The organism is Nostoc sp. (genome assembly GCF_036917755.1).
Lineage (GTDB): Bacteria > Cyanobacteriota > Cyanobacteriia > Cyanobacteriales > Nostocaceae > Nostoc.
In genome coordinates this window covers 44851-63558 of record NZ_JBALFC010000089.1, presented here as the reverse complement: position 1 = coordinate 63558, position 18708 = coordinate 44851, and the positions used below count along the sequence as shown (strand labels likewise).

The window sequence follows — 18708 nt, the reverse complement described above, 5'->3', positions numbered from 1 at the left end:
TGTTCAAAAGCCTGCCTCCACCCGGCAATTTTGGGTTGGTGAACTACTAAACACAGGACTCGTCAATATTTAGATGCGTTTGCCCTGCGTTACTCTCTTTTTTCGTTGAGTAGCAGCTAGGTTTTCAAAGATCGCTTTAATCATAGCTGGCGTGAATTCTTTAGAAGATAAACCGTAACGACCACCAATAATTTTAGGGGGAGAGGAGCGCAGAGGTAAGAGAGAATCTAACCCTAATTTTACCTCTGCTCCTTTGCTCCTCTGCTCCCCGACTCCCCATGACTCATGGATAGCAGCGACTACATCTAAATACAATGGTTCACCAGATGCGCCTGGTTCTTTGATGCAATCTAAAACTGCGATGCTACGGGTAGTTTCTGGCAAAGCAGCGACAAAGCGTTTGGCATCATAAGGGCGATATAGTTTGACTTTCAAAACGCCCACTTTCTGATCACTGGTGTTTAGGTAATTTACTATTTCATGTACAGCTTCGCAACCGGAACCCATCAGCACAATAACTTGTTCTGCTTCTGGGTCGCCGTGGTATTCAAATAGTTGGTACTGTCGCCCAGTCATTGCAGCAAATTCATCCATGACTTTCTGGGTGATGTCTGGACAAGCTAAATAGTAAGGATTGACAATTTTCCTGGCTTGGTAGTAAACATCAAGGTTTTTTGTTCTACCGCGCAAAACAGATTTATTGGAAGTGAGGGCGCGTGACCGATGTGCGAATACTAATTCATTAGGAGTGAATTCTCGCAAGTCATCATCTGTTAAAGTCTCTACTTGGTTAATTTCAAGGGAGGTACGAAAGCCATCAAAAAAATGCAGAAAGGGTAATCGTGATTCTAAAGTTGCCCGTGTTGCGATTAAAGCAAAGTCTTGTGCTTCTTGTACTGATGCGGCACACAACATGGCAAAACCAGTATCACGTGCTGCCATAAGATCACTGTGGTCGCCGAAAATAGAGAAAGCTTGCGCGGCTAGCGATCGCACTGCTATATGAAAAACTGTAGGTGTGAATTCTCTGGCAATTTTGTACATATTGGGGAGCATCAACAATAACCCCTGCGATGCTGTAAATGTGGTTGTCAGTGAACCAGTTTGCAAAGCATCATGTACATTACCAGCAACACCTCCTTCACTCTGCATCTGTACCACCGAGGGAACACTACCCCAAATATTACGTTTACCTTCATTAGCCCAAGTGTCCGCCCACTCAGCCATTGGTGAAGAAGAAGTAATCGAGTAAACAATGACTTCATTCAGTCGATAGACGACTTGGGCAACAGCCTCATTGCCGTCTATAGTTGCAAAACTTCTCTTGTTCATCTTCTTACACCTGTGAGATTCTTTAAGCGCTAGTCACAATTAAATTGAGACTTTCAAAAAATAATCGCTAAATCTAAAGATTTGGTGAGGATTCTAGTTTTTTACAAAGAAAAAATAATTAGGGAAGACCACGTTCAATACGGTTCGGTTCACGTTTTAATCTTTTGAAGATCCTCCAAACCCCCCTTAAAAAGGAGGGCTTTTAACCCTCTTTTACCCCCTTTTTAAGGGGGTCGCCGCAGGCGGGGGGATCTTAACCCAAGCGTATTTAGACCGCGTTCACTAATCCATTAGTGAAGTAAGATACAAACCCAGCAGTGTAACAACCTGAGCAGGGAGGGTAACTGGATCAAAAGGTTTGAAGTTAAAAATGTGAACCTGAACAAATATAGTTTTTTAGCAATATCAATCGTTTTCAGAACGCATATTTCTCGCTGACTTAAAGAAAAAACTAATAAACATTAGGACTTAGACACTGTCCAAAAAAATCATGTTGTTAATTAACGTAAATATAGGACTCATATTTGATTTTTGAAAAAACTCCGTACAACTCAACGAAAATCGGCGGGAATCCCATCCCAACATTCTTGGGTGGGAGGAATAGCCGCCCGCCGATTTAGTCATTAGTCATTGGTCATTGGTACTAATGACTAATGACTAATGACTTCGATTTCCCCCCGGCTTCAAGCCGGGGGATGAGTTAAAAAGCCTTCTTGCCTATCGCCTTCCTACGCAAGTAAGTATGGCTACGCCACGCTGAGCGAACAAAAATCAAAGTGGATTCCTATATGTCGTTTCAGGCTTATTAGAAATCATTCATTGATGGTAAATAGACCCGCATGGTAGGGGCAATTCATGAATTGCCCCTACGAATGATCTGGTTTTTCAAAAAGCTTATACTTAGTCTTTTATGTCAATAGTAAGTCCTAAAGATATAGATTTTGTCACAAAACTTCAAAATTAATCGTCCCACCCCAGAATGTGAGTAACTTCCTCGCAAATAGAGGTGGGTTCAAAGGGTTTGGTAATCACTCCGGCAATTCCCATCTGGGCGAAACGGGCGCGATCGCTCCCTTGGACTTTCGCTGTTAACATAATTACTGGTATTGCTTGGGTTACGGAATTTGCCTGAAGTTTTTCGTATACTGCAAAGCCATCCATGTCAGGCATAGACACATCAAGCAGAATGGCATCAATGGGTTCTGTCTGGGCGATTTTTAATCCTTCTGACCCTGATGCAGCTGTCAGGGTGTCCCATCCTCCCAAGTCTTCTAAACAAGCTTGTACTAATTCGCGGATTCGTTCTTCATCATCCACAATTAATACTAGTCTGGTAGTCATTTTATTTCCTCTGGTGGCAATGGCAGAGTGAAGAAAAACGTGCTGCCGACACTAACGGTACTTTCAGCCCAGATTTGCCCACCGTGCTGATTAATAATACTACGACAGATTGCCAATCCCAAGCCCGTGCCGCCTTTGGTGCGAGAATCAGAGACATCTACTTGCTGAAATCGTCCAAAGATTGCTTCTAACTTCTCTGCTGGGATACCTCGTCCTTGATCCGTAATCTGGAACAGTACGCGATCTGTTTGCTGTTGGACACTCAGAGTAATAGTAGAATCGGCAGGTGAGAATTTAATCGCATTACCTAATAAATTGGTGAGTGTTTGAACAATGGCATCAGCAGCCGCCCAAACTTGAGCATTGCTAGGGTGGATCTTAAAGGTAATATTTTGCTGATTGGCGATCGCTTGCACTCCCGCTACTGCTTGTTGAATTAAATCAGCCGCCTTGCAGATGGTTTTTTCTAAGACAGTTCGATCCGATTCTAAGCGTTCCAAATCAAGAATATCATTGACAAGACGCACTAAGCGATCGCTGTCGATGGCTGCAATCTCAATCATCCGCTTGAATTTGTCTGGTTTTTTGTCGTAGATACCAGTTTGTAGTAAGCCCAGTGCGGCGCGAATTGCAGTTAAGGGAGTGCGGAGTTCGTGACTAACGATGCCAATAAACTCATTCTTGATTAGATCAATCTGCTGTAGTTCAGTGATGTCTTCGGCAATACCAGCAATCCGAACTAACTTTCCTAGTTCATTTTTGATCGGAAAGGCGCGATCGCGAATCCAACGGATTGAACCATCAGGGCGGATAATGCGATATTTTTTATCGTATTGCCCTGTTCTGAACTTTTCAATGAATTCAATTTCGACGCGCTGGCGATCTTCTGGGTGAATTGCATCTAACCAATTTGAATAGTTATGATATAAGCTCTCACAACTTCTTTGCCAGATGGTTTCATAGGCATTGCTCACATATAGAACTTGCTGATTGCAAATATCTTTGATCCAAAATACTGCTTGGATGTTTTCGGCCAATTGACGAAACTTTTCTTCGCTCTGGCGTAAAGCGTCTTCGATGCCTTTGGCGAGAGTGATATCTTGGTGAACCGCAACCAGAACGTCGCCGTAGTCGGGGTGTCTTAATACAGAAGTCGTCGCACTACACCAAAATGGTGTACCATCTTTTTTAACATTCTGCACTTGATATGTGGCTTCACTATTTTGTAAGACGGCAGACACAATGGCTTGATTTACATTTTCAGCAGTTAACGATTCGCTGGCATAGTTCACAATCGAAACGTGCTGACCATTGAGTTCACCAGAATCATAGCCAAACATCTGCTCAAATTTAGGATTGGCATAGACAATAACTCCATTATCAGCTCTGACTAAGCAAATACCTTCCGCCATATTTCGGGTGATTATAGCCTGAAGCTCCAACTGATGCGCTTGTTCTAAAAGTGTGAGTTGGGTTTGTTGCTGCTCGATCACTGTTTTTCGCAGGCGATCATTCGTCTCTGTCAGTTGTGCAGTGCGTTCTTGCACCCGTTGCTCAAGTTCGGCATTTAGTTGTTGCAGGGCAATTTCTGCCTGTTTGCGCTCTGTCAGTTCAGTATGTACCTGTTCAAACAAAGCTGCTTGCTGGATAGCAATGCTTACCTGCGCCCCTAACTGCCGCAACAGAGCAATTTCTGAAGATTGCCACTCACGAGGAGCCGCACATTGATGAGCTGCCAATAATCCCCATAATTCATCTCCTAATGAAACGGGAACAACCAGATTTGCCCTCACCTGGAGACTTTCTAAAAATTCAACGTGACAGGGACTAATTCCAGCAGTATAAATATCAGTTTTCGCAGTGACTAAGCCTTGTTTGAAGGGTTCGACGTTCTCTTCACCAATGCAAGGGTCATGAATCTGGAGTGGTAAAAGAGCCATCCATTCTGGTACAACAGACTCAACAACAATTGTTCCACCCCAACCTGGATAAAATTGGAAGATAGTCACGCGATCGCACTCCAGAAACTGCCGTACTTCATCGACAGTGGTTTGCAAGATATCTTGTAAGTTGAGCGATCGCCGAATGCGCTGGGTCATCTCCATCACTAAGCGCTGTTGCTCAAATTGCTGTTGCACCGTTCCTTGTACTTGTTTGCGTTCGTCAAGAGTTATCCGCAGTTGCTCGGCATTTTCCTGAGCCAATTTTTGGCTAAGTTGTTTAATCTTTTGTCTGCTGTGCTGAAGATTACTAGTAACCAGGTTAATCACCAAGGCAACCAGTAAGAAGATACTGAGCCGCAATAATTTTTGTGGTTGATTGATCCAGAATTCATATCGCGGCAGCATAAACAAATAATCAATTGCCAGTGTCGAAAGGACAACTGTAACGATCCCTGGTCGAAAGCCTCCATACCAAGTACTCACAATGATAGCTATGTAGAAAAATGCACCAATGGTTAGAGATATAAACGGTTCTAGCCAGAGTGATAGTAGCAGGGCGATCGCACTTGAGCCAATAGCAACACCGTAGGCTAATAATTGCTGATAATTTCTGATCATGCTTTGTTTTTCCCTGCCTGAGAGCGCCAGCGCGTTCTTTGAATCCGGCTCAGTACCCGTGTCACAAGTTCTGGCCCTAGCACTGGCTTGCTGATAAAATCATCCGCTCCGGCAGCAAAAGCTTGCTGAAGGGATTCTGCATCAGTATGGGCTGTAACTACTAAAATAGGTAAATCTCCCCACTGGGCATCCTGGCGCACGACTTGGCACAACTCTAAGCCGTTAACTATTGGCATTTCTAAATCTAGTACTACTAAGTTTGGAGACGTTGCAATCAGCACCTTCCAAAATTGTTGTGATTGGGAGAGGGTTGTTACTTCCAGCCCCCAAGGAGTTAGCAACGCTGATAATCCAGCCAGCATTACAGGGTCATCGTCTACGATTAAAACTTTGGCTTCTGAAGTTTGAGGTTGAAGTAGGACACGAGCGATCGCTTGAAAAATCTGCTCGGTTGTGGCAGGCTTATGCAAAAATTGTTTAGCTCCTAAACGCGATACTGCCAGTCGATCTGCAAGGGTATCTCGTCCTGTAAAAACAATCACTGGGATATTTGGCGATCGCTCTACGATCTCGCTCAATAATATTAATCCGTCTTCCTCTGTTCCAGGAAAACTTAAATCCAGTAAAACAGCATCAGGAGTTGCTAAAGAAAAAAGCGATCGGGCTGTTGCTAAGTTTGGTGCAACCTTCATCCTGATTCCCCATGAGTCGGCTTCTACCTGCAACTGCTCCGTCAGCATCGCATCATCATCGATAACCAACAAACGATAAGTTTGGTTTATCAGGACGCTTGGAGCGGTGTCAGTGACAGTAGGCTTAGTTAACTCTTGCTGTAATGCTGTTACCAGTTGCGACAAATCAGAGATTTGATCTAGAGATAGCGAGGAATTTTCAAGCAGCAAATACTCTATTTTCCCTGCTAGCCGGGAACCCTCTGGATAACCGAACGACCCCATCGAGCCTGCTAGCTTATGGGCTTCATGCAATGCCTGCTGCTGTAAATCTTGATTTAAATTCCCTGCTAAGAGTGCAGTTTTTGCCTGCTCCAATACTCCAACCTGTCCAACAAACGAATTACGGAATCTCTCCAGCACCCGATTTACAGAAGTCATATCTTTGGGGCCGGGTTTTTTCTTACCATCTTGATTCCTTTCCCCAGCAGAGATGGAGCGATTAGGTGCAGGCTTGATGCGATAGCCCATACCATATACGGTTTCTAGAAATTCTTCTGCTAGACCTGCTGTTTTCAGTTTCTTTCGCAAGTCTTTAATATGAGTCGTCACTGCATTTTCAGTCGGTGCATCATCAAATCCCCAAAGCCGATCTAGAATCACTGCACGACTAAAGATCCGATCTCGATTTTGCAAAAACAATTCCAGCAGTTTGTATTCTGTTGCTGTGAGGGGAATTTCCTGCTTATTACAAGTTACTCTGCCGGCACTTGCATCTAAACTAAGATTTCCCCAAGTTAACCTGGATGATGAGATTGGTGCATTGCGTCGTAATAAAGAGCGAATTCTTGCTAGTAATGCTTTGGGGTCAAATGGTTTGATAACGTAATCATCCGCTCCGGCATCTAACCCCGCAATAATATCTGCATTGGAATTTTTCTCTGTTAGCAACAGAATGGGTTTATGGTAGCCTTGCGATCGTAGTTGCCGACACAAGCTAATACCATCCAGTTTCGGAATTAGCCAGTCCAGTAAAATCAACTCATATTCAGCCGATATCGCTAGTTCTAATCCAGCTTGTCCATTGCTTGCTATGTCGATAGTATAACGATTTGCACTCAACAAATCTGTTAGTGCTGTACTCAGTAATACGTCATCCTCTACCAACAAAATTTTCATAAGTTGCATCCAAAGAAAATGCTTTATACCTCTATTTTTGCTGTCTTCTTAGGTAATTTCTATTGTTAGCGTGGTGAAACTTCTGCATTCAACCAATTGACAAAACCTTGATTAACTGCTGTCAGAGAAATTTCTGCCATCAAATTAGTATAAGTAATATACTCTTGAATAACTTTTTCTATTTCTAAAGCATAACCATCTTGAGTTTTGATAATTAAAACAACTTCTGGTTCTTCAGTAATTTCTCCTTGCCAACTATAAGCACAAGTAATCGGGAACCAATTGACACAAACTGCTAACTTACATTCCAGTAATGCCCGACCAATTTTACGTGCTTCATCTGTATTATTTAAAGTTACGTAATAGAGTTTCATAAAAGTTTACGACTTACAATTCGAGTGAGAAAACACGCCCTAATCCCTCTAGCTTGGCTACTATTGCTTGCTTACGGGGCTACATTATGAGTATCCAGAGCTTCCACAGATGTCCCTCATCTACAAAAGTAAACTTATTTTATCTCGTTATGCCAGTATATTGACTCCGTTCTATCGATTGGGGCAGCAGTCGTGACTATTGCTTTGAAGTTTGGGGCTTACCTACTAAAGTAAGTAATTTTGAGACACCAAGTTTTAGAATGCCTAAATCTTAAAGAAGAGCATAACAAAAAACCGAATTTGGCACTGTTCCCGCCTGATCTGACAAGGGATCAAACCGATGATTTTTCTGTCTCTGCATAAATAGCTAAAAATCAGCAGATAAGACAAGTGTATATCCGAATGGTACGAAGACTCATGTGAAACCTTCTTGCTGGCTATTTGTTGGGGGTAGGGTGTAGTGTTTAAGAAAATTGAATTTTAGTGCATCCTAGAGTTCAACGAAAATCGGCGGTAATCCCATCCCTTCAAGGGATGGGAGGAATAGCCGCCCGCCGATTTAGTCATTAGTCATTAGTCATTTGTCATTGGTACTAATGACAAATGACTAATGACTAATGACTTCGATTTGCCCCCGGCTTCAAGCCGGGGGATGAGTTAACATCTTCTTTCTTTCCTACACCCCACACCCTATACCCTTTCATCCAGTAATCTCAGGGGTTTACGCTTTTCAAGCGTGCCATTCGTGTATATCCAAAGAATTTGTAAAAGTTAAACAAGGAAAATCAAACACATATATGAATAACTTTCCTGGTTTCATCGTTGTGAGCGGATTGACTTTGACTCTAGTAGTGAAAACTATTACAGCGACTGTATTTGCTCAACCAGCACAAGCACAACAACAGGTTCCGACTGCGGTGGCTCCAAGTTCTGTATATTTATCATGCGGCGCGATTAATACCGGTCTTGGTGGAGTCAATTGTCTGACAAGCTTAGGACTCTTATCAAATATCAAACCTTCAAGAATAGAAGTCCAATCAATTGCTCAAGGTAATCATCAACAGTTGATGGCGAGAGTTGGAACGACTTTCAATAAGCAATTTTATCTGAAGTATGGACAGATAGCTGACCTGAGAACTGAAGGCATTGAAATCAAATTTTCAAAAGTTATCGAGGACTCTAGATGCCCAACTAAGGTAACTTGTATTTGGGCAGGGCGAGTGACTATTGGATTAGACATCATCAAAAATGGCAGGAAGTTTTCAACATTAATGCTAACCCTTTTACCAGGAAATGATGCTTCAGCAACTCAATCTTTTGACAAATATACAGTGACATTGAGAGAGGTTTTGCCTTACCCAAAGAGCGGACAGAGAATCTTGAGCGAAGACTACATCGCTAAAATCGTTGTTAGTAAAAACTAAAGGTATAGCGGAATGGCACGCTTGTAAACATGAAACCCTTGCTAGGGCGCTTGTGTAGGGGTATGGGGGTGTAGGGGAAAACCATAACGCGGATCGACTTGTTTGGATCTTGATTCAAATCTAATTCTTAACCGTGCAACCCCTACTCCCTTACACCTTTACACCCTGTCATCCTTGTGATATCAATTCTGTATGAAGATGCGCTAAACCATATTTAAGTACAAGAAAGAAAAACGAACCGCAAAGGAGAGGCAGCGCGGTCTTGGGGGTCTCCCCCATGAGCGACTGCCGTCGCAAAGGACACAAAGAAAGGAAGAAAGAAAGAAGTTAACAGGACTTAAACATTTTTTTGGGATAAACAAGCCTCAAACCCATGCAGGGTAAGGGAAATACACCAAATGCTCAAAAACGGCTCAAACCCAGATATATCAATCAACCAAGCAAAACGATGTCAAAGTCTCTCTGTATATAGATTTGAGGCTTTTTTATCGGTGTTTTTTGTCTAAGTCCCATTAAAAGGGTTTGGCGCAGCCTCACAAAGAAATGGTATGACTTATGACGCGATGCCTAGGTTGGGCTGCGCCTACGCGCAAGCTACATCTTTTACGATGCTTGGCGAAGGGTTAAGCACTAGCTCCCTTTTGACCCAAGAATCCCCGTTTTATCTAACCTAATCCCTAATACTTAACCTCCAAAACCAGGGATTAAACGCTTGAGGGCGCGACTGGCAACGTCGCCATAACGCAGTTCTCCACATAGAATCTTACCCATGATTTGGGCACCGGAGGGGCGCTTAACACCAACTTTGTAGCCAATGCCAGGAAAGCGATAGAATGCTCCACCTAATTTTTGCGCCCAAGCCATCTCAGTACCCCATTGTTCATTAATGGCTTCACTATATTTTTCTAAAGCGTTAGTGTCACCAGAAAGTGCCTGATTAATGGCTCCTGCTGCAATCAAACCGCTAAAAATTGCAGGACGAATGCCTTCTGCTGTCATGGGATCAACTACACAAGCAGCTTCCCCAGCCAAAACTGCATTTTGAGTATGCAACTTTTGGTTGCCATCCCACAAGCAAAGGGGATAACCATACTGCTTGCTAGTTTTGATATCTACATTAAACGATCGCGCATACTCATCTAAAATCTTTTTAAAATCTTGGGGTTCGCCGCCGATAAACGTACCGACACCAATGGAATAACCATCAGCTTTTGGGAAGTTCCAAATATAGCCATTTTTCACCAAGCCAAACTCGAAATGAATTGTCGATTTATCCTTGACAGTTGTGAGAACTTCTGCTTCCAAAGCTCCTGCTAAACGGCGTTTACGTTCTTTGAAGCCTAGCCATTTTGCCATTAGTCCTTTGGCACCATCAGCCGCGATTAAGTAGCGACCTGTAACGGGCCCATTGGCTGTGTTAACTTGCCAATAGTCGCTTTGAAACTCAATACCAATAACTTCAGTATTATCTCGTAGTTCAGCCCCTTGCTTCTGTGCTTGCTGCACTAGGAAATGGTCAAAAATATCTCGTCGCACCATCCAGACTGGTTCTTTTGTGGCGATTTTTGCTTCCACGGGGTCGCCCAATTTCCAGGTAAAGCGAACGGAGTCGGCTTTGACAGAAATCACTGGGCTAAAATCAAAGTCAAACCATTGAGCGATCGCTGGAGATACACCACCGCCACAAGGTTTGTATCTTGGCAGGGATTCTTTCTCTAACACTAATACTGAGCGACCTTGCTTGGCTAAATGATATGCAGCTGTTCCACCAGCAGGCCCAGCACCGACAATGATGCAGTCATACATATGGCTGAATTTTTGCTCCTGAATTAGTTTATTTTCTATTGAGGTACTTGATCAATTTTTGTTAGATACTTAAGAAAGGATAAAGGCTGAAGAATTTATCCATCATCCTTCAGCCTTTATATTTCAGACTTTAGACTTTAAACAGTCGTGATGTCTTTTTCTTTTTCTGCCAGCAATTCGTCTATTCTGGCATTGTATTTGTTTGTGAGTTTTTGCAGTTTGTCTTGCTGATCTCGTGCTTCATCTTCAGGAATTTCGGCGTTTTTTTCCTGTTTGCGAATGGCATCTATGGCATCGCGGCGGATGTTGCGAATAGCAACACGACCTTCTTCAGCATACTTAGATGCCATTTTGACAAATTCTTTACGGCGATCGCTCGTTAGGGGCGGAATATTCAGCCGAATTACGGAACCGTCATTACTGGGGGTTAAACCGACATCAGATAAAGAAATCGCTTTTTCGACTATATTTAAACTGCTGCGATCGTAGGGTTGAATTAAGATTGTCGTAGCATCCGGCGTGCTAATGTTTGCCAGTGATTTCAACGACGTCGGCGAACCGTAATAATCTACCGATACCTTATCTAATAGACTCGCATTGGCGCGACCAGTGCGAATTGTGTTAAAAGCTCGTTGAGTCGCCTCAACGGTCTTTTGCATCGTACTCTCAGCTTCAGCTAATTTCACAAGAACCTCCCACAAGGGTACCGATGGATTCTCCCATGACTGCTCGGTGGATGTTACCTCGCACCGTTAGGTCAAATACTAGAATTGGGATATTATTTTCTTTACACAAGGCGATCGCAGTACTATCCATCACCCGCAAATCTTTGGTTAAAACATGTGCGTAAGTAAGGCTATTGTAACGCTTGGCGTCAGGATAAATATGAGGATCAGCATCATATACTCCGTCTACTTTGGTGGCTTTAAAAATCACCTCCGCATCAATTTCTGCGGCTCTTAATGCCGCAGTCGTATCTGTAGTAAAGAAGGGATTTCCAGAACCAGCACCAAAAATTACCACCCGTCCTTTTTCAAGATGGCGGATGGCGCGACGACGGATATACGGTTCTGCTAATTCTTGCATAGCGATCGCAGTTTGCACCCGCGTCTGCACCCCTATACGTTCCAGCGAATCTTGCAGCGTCATGGCATTCATTACCGTGGCAATCATCCCTATGTAGTCAGCGGTTGCCCTGTCCATCCCCGCCGACGCTGCTTTGACGCCACGAAAAATATTGCCGCCGCCAACAACGATGGCGATTTCAGTGCCAGTGGCGATTACCTCTGCTAATTCTTGTGCTATTCCTTTGACCACTTCTGGATCAATGCCATAGCCCATGTTGCCCATTAAGGCTTCACCGCTCAGTTTGAGTAAAACCCGTCGGTAATTCGTTCCCATGAAGTTACGCTTTATCAAAAAAGTTGCAATTGCCTCCAATTTAAGATAGCAGTTACAGGGACTATCTATGTCTAGTTACGCCAAATCAATGTAGTACCTATTGCTTCTGTTTGTGGTATATCGATTTTTTCACCTTGAAGCAGAGAAGCGATCGCAGTTCTCAAATAATCCTCTCCCCCCGATGATGGGTCTTGGGGATGATCGTCAATTTGACCTTTGTAGCGTACTATACCATTAGTGTCGATGAGAAAGGCCGTTGGTGTTTGTATCGCACCAAAACTGCGGGTAACATCTTGCGTGGAGTCCCACAGGTAAGGGAAATTCAAGTCGTGACCCCGGGCAAAAGCTTTCATATTTTCCAAGGTTGACCTAGTGTCGCGATCGCCATTACTACCATTCACGCCAATTAGTGTAAAGCCTGCTGGGGCAAATTCGGCTTGAATGTTTTTTAACCTGCCTAGATACCAGTCTACATAAGGACAGTGGTTACACATGGAAATGACACCGACTGCTCGGAACTTCTCAAGATAACGCCTGAGATGGTGTACTTGATCATCAATTCCTGGCAATTCAAAATCTGGTGCGTAACTCCCAACAGGAGTATCAATTGTTTCTAATAGATTCATGTTTTCTGGCTCGCAGAACTAGGAACAAGAAAAATATTGTGAAATTCAGCGTCAGTTTCCAGTTGCAAACCACCCCTTAGCCGATGCCTCATATTCAACAATCTTATAGACTTGCATTGGCTGTCGTAAATTGTGAAACTACTGAATCTAGCACTAATGCTAATTCACTCACATCTAAAAATAGCAAAAATATTACTAACATTACAGAAGTTATCATCAAATTTACCATGACAACATCAAGTTCAAAAACAGCACTTAACTCTACAAAAACCTGGATTTGGCAAGATTTCCCGATCTGCTATCAAACCCAAGGAACCACTGGGCCTGCTGTTGTGCTGGTGCATGGATTTGGCGCTTCTTGGTGGCATTGGCAGAAAAATATTCCCGTATTAGCGGAAAATTGCCGGGTTTATGCGATCGATTTGATTGGTTTTGGCGCTTCCGCAAAACCTCAACCTGGTGAAAAAATTACCTACACACTAGAAACCTGGGGACAGCAAGTGGCAGATTTTTGCCGGGAAGTTGTCGGTGAGCCAGCTTTTTTAGTCGGAAATTCTATTGGCTGTATTGTAGCCATGCAAGCAGCAGTAACCAACCCAGATATTGCTTTGGGAGTTGCTTTGCTCAACTGTTCTTTACGGCTGTTGCACGATCGCAAACGGGTAACTTTACCTTGGAGTCGTCGTTTTGGAGCGCCTTTGTTGCAACGCCTGTTATCTATTAAACCAGTTGGTGATTTCTTTTTCAATCAACTCGCCAAACCGAAAACGGTGCGGAAAATTCTCCTGCAAGCATACTCGAATCCTGAGATGGTGACAGATGAGTTGGTAGATATTCTCACTTCACCAGCAAGTGATCCGGGGGCTGGGGCTGTGTTTCTGGCCTTTACTTCTTATTCTACAGGGCCACTACCAGAAGAACTTTTACCAGTGTTATCCTGTCCGGCGATTATCTTGTGGGGAACGGCTGATCCGTGGGAACCAATCAAGTTAGGTAGAGAATTAGCTAACTTTCCGCAAGTAGAAAAGTTTATTCCTTTAGAGGGAGTGGGGCATTGTCCCCAGGATGAAGCGCCGGAGTTAGTCAATCCGATTTTACTCGATTGGATTTTATCTCAGTATAGCGATCGCATCCCACCTAAATTAAATTAAAAGTTTGACTTATTAATTATTAATAAAGTGTCAACTTAGAGCCAGGGCGAATGGAATAGAGCTTCCGGCACGCTGACGCGTAGCTTGCTTCTCCGTAGGAGTACGCGGCTATACAAACAAAATCCACCTCCGTGGACTAATAAATCAAGGGTTATTAACCCACGGAGGTGGGTTTTGCTTGTGTAGATGCGGTTTCTAACCGCCTTTTTCACGTTAAGTTGACTTCTCCTTATCTTCATCTAGTGCTTTAGTAAGATTCCGAATTGGGGCACTTGTATTACCAGCAGAAATATACGCGTTTACCTGAGAGAAAATGAATGCACATAGCCACGTTTTTTTGTCTGATTATTAACAACAAACATCTCAAACTCCTATTCTCTCGTCGAAACTAGCTGATTGCTCTCACTGGCGATCGCACCCTATAAGTTAGTCACAGAGATACTTGGGCAGTTTTCGGAGATGTCTTTTTTGGATAGCTTGGCGACAAAACTCAGGAGGGTCGTCTTTAGCCTTTACCTCTTCCTTCATTTCCTTAGAGACTCTAAAACTTAATTGGTCAGTTAATGGCTTATCTCCCTTTGGTTGGGCTGGTTCAAAATTTTGAGGGTTCCCTTTAGGATTAGGCATTGTTGGGAGATGTAAATATAGCTTGATACTAACGAAACCATTCTTCAGCAGTCATTTTCCAAATAATATTACCTCTGATTTACGTCCAAGAACTTTTAACTACTCTCCTTATCTTCATTTAGTGCTTTTTGGATAGCTTGACGACAAAACTCAGGAGGGTCGTCTTTAGCCTTTACCTCTTCCTTCATTTCCTTGGTGACACGGAAGTTTAATTGTTCGGTTAATTCCTTGCTTGGTTGGTTTCCAAAATTTTCAGGTTTACCCTTAGCTTTAGCCATTTATGTATAAACGTAAATATAGCTTTAAGTCGACGTTAACAACGAGTTACACTTTTTAATCGGTGAGTACTTGCCTGGAAAACTTGTAACTCACCGATACCACTTTTACAAATGGGTAACTCTATTTTATGTTCACAAGGTCAGAACTCGAAATCAAAACCACTGCTGAGTTGAGAGACTTATGTAGGCGTTACGGATTGAAGCCTACTGGCAATGGAGGGTATAAGACTAGTTGGATTGTTACCTTGATGGCATTCCCACAGATAGCACTCGCGCAACTAAGACAAGGAAGAGGGTTGAAGTCCTCAGGCTTTAGCGTTACTCAATTCCTTGAAGGGGTGATAGATGAGATGAACTCACCCACTGATGAGCAAGCGGCGCTGATTAAGCTAACAATGGAGGGCAAGAAGGCTATGAGCTACCCTGACAGATACGACCAAGAGAGCTTGCTTAACTTGCATAGAGCTAAGATACACCTTGAATGGCGATTGGGCTGCTAAACCAGTAAGTCAGTTTACGACCTTAACGCACCTAGTCCCCAACATCCTAAGCGTGGGGATTTTTTTATGTTTATTTCTCTACGTCTAGGCGAAACTAGAGACGGTGGCAGAAAAAGTCAAACCATGCTCGAATGATTAAAAATGAAACCAGCACACGAAAGAGAACAGTTAATTAAAGATATCAACGTACTGCTACATCAAGCTTATGACAGTACTTTAGATGAAATTCACGCACTCTTAAAAAGAATCGATGATGTAGACGACGAAGAAGACTTAAAAGCCATTAAAGAAGCTAGGGAAGATATACGCATTAATGGCACTGAGTCTTGGGATGAAATTCAAAGTACTTTGTCAAGTTAGTAATGAAGAGTTTGTAGTAAAGACTAAAGTCTTTACTACAAAATTGCTTACCCGTATTGGACTCAACTCAGAAGCGCTATATTTATTAACTAAGGAACGTGAATTAAATAAAATGCAAAACTTCATCTTGTATCTAGCTTCCCTCTCCTTTATAAGGAGAGGGATTGAGGGTGAGGTAAGCCAAAGACATAAATTGTATGTTATTTAATTCTTATTCCTAACGATGAATTTTTGGCATTATCTCTTATTTGCTCAATTAGGAATAGCATTCAAAAAGATTACTAATTCAAGACTAAGTGAATTAAAAAGAAAGCAAGGGCTGCACTGCCCAAGGGAACTGTTAAATTGTCAATACCCAAAAATGAAACAGCTTCTAAAGCAGTAGCAATAACTGCCACTATCAGCGATATCGCCCAAGTTTGCCAACTGTTTCCTTGAGTTCTAACTAAAATCAAGCTACTGACGACATAGCTAACGAGCATCATCGTTAGAGAGCCTTCCCAACTTTTTTGCGTCCCAAAAACTTTATACTTGTGTGTACCAAAGCGTTGCCCAATTAAGGCTGCTAATCCATCTCCCCAAGTCATAATCAAAATTCCTAGTGCTGCGTACTGGGGTTGTTGTAAATACCAGAACCAAGCGACTAAAATACCGAAACTGACAGAGTAAAAAAATGTCCCTAAACTTTGGCGTCCAACGCTATTAATACCAGGAAGAATGGGCAATCGGTAGGATAATAAGGTGATTGCACTCGCTAAAATAGAAGCTGTAATCCCTACACTGGCGGGAATATCGAGCCACCAAGCGATTAAAATCACATTACCAGTTCCAATATGAACTATCTTCCGCACGATTTCTGGCTTGTCGGCGAAGCGGTTTACCACCCATGCAATCAGGAGGATGAGTAACACCCAGATTGCAGCCAACGCAATTTGCAGCCATAAAACCGGAATTGAGGTGAAGTCAGAAAATGTAGTTAACAAAGATGCAACAAAATGAAAATTTTTACCCCTGTTACTAATTTATAAGATTTGGGTAACTGCAATGAAATTATTATTGATTTGGCTGATTCGGGGCTACCGAATGTTTATCTCGCCGTTGTTTCTCCCGACTTGTCGCTTTCAACCAACTTGTTCGATGTATGCTATTCAAGCGATTGAACGATTTGGTGTGTTGCGTGGTGGGTGGATGGCAACTCGGCGGATTTTGCGCTGTCATCCGTTTCATCCAGGTGGTTACGATCCAGTGCCAGAGGTGGTAGAAAAGATAAAGGAGCAGTAGTTTATAGGACTGGGGCATTGGGCATTGGGAAGAATAGCTGCCCTATATCTCTATGCTGCAAGTGTGTGGGTGAAGGTTCATACCACCGCTAGAAGGGGATGTAGATGGGTATAGTCTTTTGGGGAGATGTCAACGGCTGAGGTTGTCATCTAGTTTGGGAAGGTTGAATAATTTAATTTAGACTTACCATGATTAATCCCACTGCGATTTCTATACCAGAACCACAAATTCCTACTCCTGGCCCGAACCCGCTACCGAGTCCCGACCCTGTACCGGGGCCAGGGATTCCCCAACCTTTACCGGGGCCTGTACCAGAACCAGTACCTACTCCCATTCCTCAGACGGTTCCAGGGCCGATTCCTCAAACAGTTCCAGAACCAATTCCCCAAACCATACCGGAACCTGTTTGAATTACCTTGGTTGTTTGAATTACCTTGGTAATGTAATCCAAAATCCCAAATCTAAAATCCAAAATGCTAAGAGCCGGAATTGTCGGACTTCCCAACGTCGGAAAATCTACTTTATTTAATGCTGTAGTTGCTAATGCCAAAGCAGAAGCAGCTAACTTCCCTTTTTGCACGATTGAACCGAATGTCGGCGTTGTCGCAGTACCGGATGAACGGTTAAATGTTCTTGCTAAGATTGCCAGTTCAGCACAAGTTATCCCGGCGCGGGTTGAATTTGTCGATATTGCTGGTTTAGTTAAAGGTGCAAGTCAGGGTGAGGGACTAGGAAATCAATTCCTGTCCCACATCCGGGAAGTTGATGCGATCGTCCATGTGGTACGTTGTTTTGAAAATGACGATATTATCCACGTTGCTGGTTCTGTTGACCCGGCGCGAGATATTGAAATCATTAATATAGAACTGGGTTTATCAGATTTAGCACAAATTGAGCGGCGAATTGACCGCACTCGCAAACAAGCTCGTACCAGCAAAGATGCACAGTTTGAAGTCTCAGTTTTGGAAAAATTAGCTGCGGCTTTAAATGAAGGTAAATCGGTGCGTCAGGTGAGCTTGAATGAAGAAGAAACAGAAATTATTAAAGGACTGGAACTGCTCACTTATAAACCGATTATCTACGCCGCTAATGTATCTGAGGATGAGTTGGCAACTGGTAATGATTTTGTAGAAAAAGTGCGGCAAATTGCAGCGACAGAAAATGCCCAAGTTGTAATCGTTTCAGCCCAAGTTGAAGCGGAATTAGTGGAATTACCAGAAGAAGATAAAGCTGATTTCCTCGCTTCTTTAGGTGTGGAAGAAGGCGGTTTGAAATCATTGATTCGTGCAACTTACTTGCTTTTAGGCTTGCGGACATATTTCACCTGCGGCCCCAAAGAAACCCGTGCTTGGACAATTAATGCGGGAATGTCTGCACCTCAAGCTGCTGGTGTAATCCACAGTGATTTTGAACGGGGATTTATTCGCGCCGAAACTGTCGCTTATAAAGATTTGGTAACAACTGGTTCGATGAATGCTGCGAAGGAGAAAGGGTTGGTTCGCAGTGAAGGGAAAGAGTATGTTGTGCAGGAAGGGGATGTAATGTTGTTCCGATTTAATGTGTAGGGGTAATTAATCAGTGACCGTTATCTATCAGATAATGGTCAACCTACACCAAGTTGCGTAGGCTTTGCCCGCCGTAGACATCGCTCCAGCAATTCTAAATTCAAAATTTGACAGTGTGCAGAATTGAAGGAGGCAGGAAGAGCAAATCAGCTATCTTGTTTTGGCCGCGAATGATTTGGAGCCACAGCCAGTCCCGTACCCTGCGGGCAGCTGACGCAACAGTGGGGGGTT

At 43.1% G+C, this 18708-nt stretch carries 17 protein-coding genes and 1 pseudogene; 7 read left to right on the top strand and 11 right to left on the bottom strand.

All coding sequences use genetic code 11. The features are described 5' to 3' along the window. Nucleotides 1-81: 81 nt before the first annotated feature. The 5 genes and pseudogenes from V7L05_RS19000 to cutA all read right to left on the bottom strand — a co-directional run. Nucleotides 82-1332: pseudogene (locus V7L05_RS19000) on the bottom strand (pyruvate:ferredoxin (flavodoxin) oxidoreductase); the annotation flags it as partial. A gap of 960 nt (nucleotides 1333-2292) precedes the next feature. Beyond that, a complete protein-coding gene (locus V7L05_RS18995; RefSeq protein ID WP_335166235.1) occupies nucleotides 2293-2673 on the bottom strand; it encodes a response regulator in 381 nt (126 codons plus the stop codon). Then, nucleotides 2670-5234, bottom strand: a complete 2565-nt coding sequence (locus tag V7L05_RS18990) for an ATP-binding protein (RefSeq protein WP_335166234.1) — start codon at nucleotides 5232-5234, stop codon at nucleotides 2670-2672. The genes V7L05_RS18995 and V7L05_RS18990 overlap by 4 nt, the downstream gene beginning before the upstream one ends. Further along, a complete protein-coding gene (locus tag V7L05_RS18985) occupies nucleotides 5231-7084 on the bottom strand; it encodes a response regulator (RefSeq protein WP_335166233.1) in 1854 nt (617 codons plus the stop codon). Before V7L05_RS18985 ends, V7L05_RS18990 begins: the two co-directional genes overlap by 4 nt. Before the next feature lie 65 nt (nucleotides 7085-7149). Next, complete coding sequence (gene cutA, locus V7L05_RS18980; RefSeq protein ID WP_335166232.1) at nucleotides 7150-7458, bottom strand: divalent-cation tolerance protein CutA; 309 nt, start codon at nucleotides 7456-7458, stop codon at nucleotides 7150-7152. A 797-nt stretch (nucleotides 7459-8255) separates the two neighbouring features. On the opposite strand from cutA, the gene V7L05_RS18975 reads away from it, so the two are divergent. Beyond that, complete coding sequence (locus tag V7L05_RS18975) at nucleotides 8256-8882, top strand: hypothetical protein (RefSeq protein ID WP_335166231.1); 627 nt, start codon at nucleotides 8256-8258, stop codon at nucleotides 8880-8882. Between the two features lie 684 nt (nucleotides 8883-9566). Here the strand turns inward: V7L05_RS18975 and V7L05_RS18970 are convergent. The 4 genes from V7L05_RS18970 to V7L05_RS18955 form a co-directional block, all read right to left on the bottom strand. Beyond that, complete coding sequence (locus V7L05_RS18970) at nucleotides 9567-10688, bottom strand: geranylgeranyl reductase family protein (protein ID WP_335166230.1); 1122 nt, start codon at nucleotides 10686-10688, stop codon at nucleotides 9567-9569. Nucleotides 10689-10825: 137 nt separating this feature from the next. Further along, a complete protein-coding gene (gene frr / locus V7L05_RS18965; RefSeq protein ID WP_334789537.1) occupies nucleotides 10826-11374 on the bottom strand; it encodes a ribosome recycling factor in 549 nt (182 codons plus the stop codon). Beyond that, nucleotides 11361-12089: a UMP kinase gene (pyrH, locus tag V7L05_RS18960; RefSeq protein WP_335166229.1), complete on the bottom strand. Its 729-nt coding sequence runs from the start codon at nucleotides 12087-12089 to the stop codon at nucleotides 11361-11363. The genes frr and pyrH overlap by 14 nt, the downstream gene beginning before the upstream one ends. A 71-nt stretch (nucleotides 12090-12160) precedes the next feature. Next, entirely contained in the window at nucleotides 12161-12715 is a 555-nt protein-coding gene (locus V7L05_RS18955; protein WP_335166228.1) for a thioredoxin family protein, read from the bottom strand. Between the two features lie 227 nt (nucleotides 12716-12942). On the opposite strand from V7L05_RS18955, the gene V7L05_RS18950 reads away from it, so the two are divergent. Next, complete coding sequence (locus V7L05_RS18950) at nucleotides 12943-13866, top strand: alpha/beta fold hydrolase (RefSeq protein ID WP_335166227.1); 924 nt, start codon at nucleotides 12943-12945, stop codon at nucleotides 13864-13866. 722 nt (nucleotides 13867-14588) lie between these two features. Here the strand turns inward: V7L05_RS18950 and V7L05_RS18945 are convergent. Then, complete coding sequence (locus V7L05_RS18945; RefSeq protein WP_335166226.1) at nucleotides 14589-14771, bottom strand: hypothetical protein; 183 nt, start codon at nucleotides 14769-14771, stop codon at nucleotides 14589-14591. A gap of 128 nt (nucleotides 14772-14899) precedes the next feature. Here V7L05_RS18945 and V7L05_RS18940 point away from each other — a divergent pair, with 128 nt between their 5' ends. Then, nucleotides 14900-15271 carry a hypothetical protein gene (locus V7L05_RS18940; protein WP_335166225.1) on the top strand — a complete coding sequence of 124 codons (372 nt, stop codon included), beginning with the start codon at nucleotides 14900-14902 and terminating at the stop codon, nucleotides 15269-15271. A 141-nt stretch (nucleotides 15272-15412) separates the two neighbouring features. Then, nucleotides 15413-15631, top strand: coding sequence for a hypothetical protein (locus V7L05_RS18935; RefSeq protein ID WP_335166224.1), 219 nt, complete (start codon nucleotides 15413-15415; stop codon nucleotides 15629-15631). Nucleotides 15632-15912: 281 nt separating this feature from the next. Here V7L05_RS18935 and V7L05_RS18930 read toward each other — a convergent pair whose 3' ends face one another. Continuing rightward, on the bottom strand, nucleotides 15913-16614 hold the full coding sequence (locus tag V7L05_RS18930; protein ID WP_335166223.1) for a diacylglycerol/polyprenol kinase family protein: 702 nt from the start codon (nucleotides 16612-16614) through the stop codon (nucleotides 15913-15915). A gap of 61 nt (nucleotides 16615-16675) precedes the next feature. On the opposite strand from V7L05_RS18930, the gene yidD reads away from it, so the two are divergent. From yidD to ychF, 3 genes are all read left to right on the top strand, one after another. Beyond that, nucleotides 16676-16912: a membrane protein insertion efficiency factor YidD gene (gene yidD, locus V7L05_RS18925; RefSeq protein WP_335166222.1), complete on the top strand. Its 237-nt coding sequence runs from the start codon at nucleotides 16676-16678 to the stop codon at nucleotides 16910-16912. A gap of 188 nt (nucleotides 16913-17100) precedes the next feature. Beyond that, nucleotides 17101-17322: a hypothetical protein gene (locus V7L05_RS18920; protein WP_335166221.1), complete on the top strand. Its 222-nt coding sequence runs from the start codon at nucleotides 17101-17103 to the stop codon at nucleotides 17320-17322. 63 nt (nucleotides 17323-17385) lie between these two features. Next, nucleotides 17386-18477: a redox-regulated ATPase YchF gene (ychF, locus tag V7L05_RS18915; RefSeq protein WP_335166219.1), complete on the top strand. Its 1092-nt coding sequence runs from the start codon at nucleotides 17386-17388 to the stop codon at nucleotides 18475-18477. Nucleotides 18478-18708: the final 231 nt, after the last annotated feature.

What these genes read in the sequence shown, in the direction of transcription:
- V7L05_RS18995 (WP_335166235.1), bottom strand. Translation starts at nt 2,673, where the DNA reads ATGACTACCAGACTAGTATTAATTGTGGATGATGAAGAACGAATCCGC.
- V7L05_RS18990 (WP_335166234.1), bottom strand. Translation starts at nt 5,234, where the DNA reads ATGATCAGAAATTATCAGCAATTATTAGCCTACGGTGTTGCTATTGGC.
- V7L05_RS18985 (WP_335166233.1), bottom strand. Translation starts at nt 7,084, where the DNA reads ATGAAAATTTTGTTGGTAGAGGATGACGTATTACTGAGTACAGCACTA.
- cutA (WP_335166232.1), bottom strand. Translation starts at nt 7,458, where the DNA reads ATGAAACTCTATTACGTAACTTTAAATAATACAGATGAAGCACGTAAA.
- V7L05_RS18975 (WP_335166231.1), top strand. Translation starts at nt 8,256, where the DNA reads ATGAATAACTTTCCTGGTTTCATCGTTGTGAGCGGATTGACTTTGACT.
- V7L05_RS18970 (WP_335166230.1), bottom strand. Translation starts at nt 10,688, where the DNA reads ATGTATGACTGCATCATTGTCGGTGCTGGGCCTGCTGGTGGAACAGCT.
- pyrH (WP_335166229.1), bottom strand. Translation starts at nt 12,089, where the DNA reads ATGGGAACGAATTACCGACGGGTTTTACTCAAACTGAGCGGTGAAGCC.
- V7L05_RS18955 (WP_335166228.1), bottom strand. Translation starts at nt 12,715, where the DNA reads ATGAATCTATTAGAAACAATTGATACTCCTGTTGGGAGTTACGCACCA.
- V7L05_RS18950 (WP_335166227.1), top strand. Translation starts at nt 12,943, where the DNA reads ATGACAACATCAAGTTCAAAAACAGCACTTAACTCTACAAAAACCTGG.
- V7L05_RS18945 (WP_335166226.1), bottom strand. Translation starts at nt 14,771, where the DNA reads ATGGCTAAAGCTAAGGGTAAACCTGAAAATTTTGGAAACCAACCAAGC.
- V7L05_RS18940 (WP_335166225.1), top strand. Translation starts at nt 14,900, where the DNA reads ATGTTCACAAGGTCAGAACTCGAAATCAAAACCACTGCTGAGTTGAGA.
- V7L05_RS18935 (WP_335166224.1), top strand. Translation starts at nt 15,413, where the DNA reads ATGAAACCAGCACACGAAAGAGAACAGTTAATTAAAGATATCAACGTA.
- yidD (WP_335166222.1), top strand. Translation starts at nt 16,676, where the DNA reads ATGAAATTATTATTGATTTGGCTGATTCGGGGCTACCGAATGTTTATC.
- V7L05_RS18920 (WP_335166221.1), top strand. Translation starts at nt 17,101, where the DNA reads ATGATTAATCCCACTGCGATTTCTATACCAGAACCACAAATTCCTACT.
- ychF (WP_335166219.1), top strand. Translation starts at nt 17,386, where the DNA reads ATGCTAAGAGCCGGAATTGTCGGACTTCCCAACGTCGGAAAATCTACT.